Annotated in this window: 4 protein-coding genes; 2 read left to right on the top strand and 2 right to left on the bottom strand. The window is 71.6% G+C overall.

All coding sequences use genetic code 11. The features are described 5' to 3' along the window. Nucleotides 1-917 (top strand): hypothetical protein (locus WAZ62_RS11335; RefSeq protein ID WP_422643634.1); only part of this gene is annotated, 917 nt, incomplete at its 5' end. Nucleotides 918-924: 7 nt separating this feature from the next. Here the strand turns inward: WAZ62_RS11335 and WAZ62_RS11330 are convergent. Further along, a complete protein-coding gene (locus WAZ62_RS11330; RefSeq protein ID WP_422643633.1) occupies nt 925-1,380 on the bottom strand; it encodes a hypothetical protein in 456 nt (151 codons plus the stop codon). A 36-nt stretch (nt 1,381-1,416) separates the two neighbouring features. Further along, a complete protein-coding gene (locus WAZ62_RS11325) occupies nt 1,417-2,127 on the bottom strand; it encodes an extensin family protein (RefSeq protein WP_422643632.1) in 711 nt (236 codons plus the stop codon). On the opposite strand from WAZ62_RS11325, the gene WAZ62_RS11320 reads away from it, so the two are divergent. Beyond that, nucleotides 2,126-2,406 (top strand): hypothetical protein (locus tag WAZ62_RS11320; protein WP_422643631.1); only part of this gene is annotated, 281 nt, incomplete at its 3' end. The genes WAZ62_RS11325 and WAZ62_RS11320 overlap by 2 nt on opposite strands.

Genomic DNA, 2,406 nt, shown 5'->3' with positions numbered 1-2,406 from the left:
GGCTTCAGGTGCTGCGCAATGCCGCCCTGGGCTTTGCCCGCGCGGGCGAAACCGCGGGGGCCGTCGCCGCCGCCGATCAGGCGCTGGAGCATCTGGGCGATGCGCCCGATGCCCGCGAACAGGCCTTCGTCCTGCTCGATCTCGGCACGGCGCTCGGTCTTGCCGGCGACGGCGACCGGGCCCGTCAGGCCTTCGCCGGCGCGGTCGAGGCAGTGCGCGGCCTGACGCCCGAGACCCTGGGCGAGATTCAGGGCTATGTCCCCGGGGCGGCCATCGCCGGCAACCTGACGGGCTTCGGCATCGAATTCGCCCGCGCCCTGCCCGATATTGTCGTCCGTGACATCGCCCTGCGCGGCGCCGTCGCCGCCCTCGTCGACGGCGGTCGCCTGGCCGAGGCGCAGGCCATCGCGGGCGAAATCCAGGATGGGCAGATCCGCGACGCGGCCCTGCAATATGTCGTCAATGGCGCGGCCGAAGCCGCCAATGTCCAGGTCGCCGCCGCTGCCGCCGAAGCCATCGCCGGCCAGCAGGCCCGGCAGTCGGCGACCGGCGCCGTGGCCGAGCGGCTGGCCCGCAACGGCGACGTGAACGGTGCCTTCGACGCCCTCGGCCGTATGGCCGAATCGCCCGAGAGGGAGGACGTGGCGCTCGAACTTGCGGGCATTTTCGCCGACAGCGGTAATGTCGAGGCGGTGCAACGCGCCGTCGCCGAAGTGCAGAGCACCGAGAACCGCGAGATCGGCACGGCCAATCTCGCCCTGGCGCAGCTCGCCGCGGGCAATGCGGTCGCCGGACTGGAAGCGGCCCGCGGCCTGACCGAGCCGACCCTGCGCGCCCTCGTTCTGGCCCGCATCGCGACCCGGATCGGCGGGCAGCCGATCGACGCGCCGACGCTGATCGCGCCGACCGCCGAATAGGATCGCGTCAGAAGCCTGGCGGGGGCAGCGTGCCGATCTGCGGGCCGCTGTAAAGCCCGCCGGCCGAATCGCGGACGGCGGCGGGCGGTACGAAGACCTTGGCGCAATAAATGATGTTGCCGCCGCCGAAGATGCCCGAAACGATGCCGGCGGGGTCGACGAAGGCGGTGACTTCGCAATCCTGCGCGACCGCCTTGCCGTCCACCATGGCCTCGCCCTTGCGCGACCAGATCGCGATGGTGCCGCCGTCCGAGGCGGGACGCTGGCGGCTGGGCGGGCCGAAATCCTTCTCGAGGGTGGTGACGGGCTTGCCCTGGTAAAGCTCCATGTGGTCGCCGAAGGCGGCCCGTGCCGGCGCCGTCAGGTCGGGGACCGGCGCCGCGGCGCGGGGGGGCTGACGGGCGCAGCCGGCGACAAGAAGCAGCGTGGCCAGAACGGAGACGGCGAAGGGGGCAGGGCGCAAGACGGGAACTCGGTAAAGGGGCGGCCAGCCTAGCGGTTAGCGGCAGGCATCGAAAGGCCCCATGTCGACGTGGAAATGATCGCGGTGATCGGCGTTGTAGTCGGGGCCGAGCACGACCTTGAACAATCCGCAGGCGCCATCGCGCAGGCGGATCAGGAAGCGGCCCTCCGCCCCCGGACGGCCCCAGTCGCCCGCCAGCGTGACATGTCTGCCGTCCGCCAGCACGAAGCCGGCGAGATCGATCGCGTTCGCCTTGGCGTGCTCGCTGCGCCGCCGGCTCTCCTCGCGGCCGATGTTGCGGCAATTATAGGTGCCGTAATCCTCGATCCGCGTCACACGGCTGCCCAGCAGCTTTTCCGCCGCCGGCTGCAGGATCTGGCGCTCGAACAGGACGAGGCCCGCGGCCATGGCGCAGGTCAGCACCACGGGTTCGCGAAAACGTGCCTTCTCGCCCTGAAGGCGCAGGGCGTCGGCGAAGCCGCAGCCTTCGATGATCGGCCGGTCGGGCATCGGCGTGAACGCGACGCGGGCGGCTTTCAGCACCGCGAGACAGGCGACCGGATCCTCGATCAGGGCGTGAAGCTGGCGCGCGGTGAACAGACCCGGCGGCGCGCCGAGGTCGAGCCGGCCCCAGGGATCGTCCCCCGGCGCCAGCCAGCCCCGGACATGGGCGAGCCACAGCGTGGCCCCGCCGAGAGCGCACAGCAGGATGACGCCGGCGATCAGCCGCGGCAGGAGATGGCGCATGGCGCGAGAATTTGCTGTGGCACTTGACGGCGCTTCCGGCGATTCGGCTAATCGCCACAGTCTATCTCTCCGCGAAGGGGCGGCGCAGCCTGTGCTTGACGAGTTCCTGATCATCCTCGCCGCGCAACCGGTGGTGCCCGCGCTCGCGGCCCTGCTGATCGATCGGCTGTGGCCGCGCGCCAGTGCCCGGCCGCCGGAGATGGTGGCGCGTGTCGTCGCGTCGCTCGTCGAGCGGCTGAACCGGGAAGGCCGGCCGGCGGCGACCCGGCAGATGCGGGG

Origin of the sequence: Zavarzinia sp., from assembly GCF_049306435.1 — a bacterium.
Lineage (GTDB): Bacteria > Pseudomonadota > Alphaproteobacteria > Zavarziniales > Zavarziniaceae > Zavarzinia.
The sequence above is the reverse complement of the archived record's forward strand: the minus strand, read 5'-3'. Positions and strand labels throughout refer to the sequence as shown.